The 458-nt window shown below is 41.7% G+C and carries 1 protein-coding gene; it reads right to left on the bottom strand.

What is annotated here, in order from left to right; genetic code table 11:
• Positions 1-31: 31 nt before the first annotated feature.
• Positions 32-226, bottom strand: a complete 195-nt coding sequence (locus tag J3U35_RS03200) for a hypothetical protein (protein ID WP_267359523.1) — start codon at positions 224-226, stop codon at positions 32-34.
• Positions 227-458: the final 232 nt, after the last annotated feature.

Here is a 458-nt window from a genome sequence, read left to right as displayed (position 1 = left end):
TCGGCGCTCACGCGCCGTTTTTTTACCTATATTATTCTGTTTTTTCAATTACCGCGCTCAACAAATCCGCTATACAGCAAATCATAATCATAAAATCGTTATGGGTCGAATGAGCGTTTATACACGCGCGGGCGATTGTCTCGGCCTGTTCGATTTTTGCGAATTGATTTAAATGAATAACAACATTTTCTGATGTGTCAACGGGTGTAATTTGTGAGATTTTCATGATTAAATTCCTGTAAAAAAGTTTAATCACCTAAAGAGTTTCCACGCTCTGGAGGTGAACCAAGCAGGTGTGGAAACTGGCTTACAGGAAGACCAGCCAACCTTACGGCTGACCCACTCAGCCCACCATTGAAAAGATGTGACTAAGTTTAACGCATAAAAATACCGCTTAAGCGGTTGCGCTCCTGTAAAATTTCAGATTTCCACGTCTGACGCTAGATTTTGCTAACGCT

The sequence above is a fragment of the Gilliamella sp. B2717 genome (assembly GCF_026536675.1).
Taxonomy (GTDB): Bacteria; Pseudomonadota; Gammaproteobacteria; order Enterobacterales; family Orbaceae; genus Gilliamella; species Gilliamella apicola_I.
The sequence above is the reverse complement of the archived record's forward strand: the minus strand, read 5'-3'. Positions and strand labels throughout refer to the sequence as shown.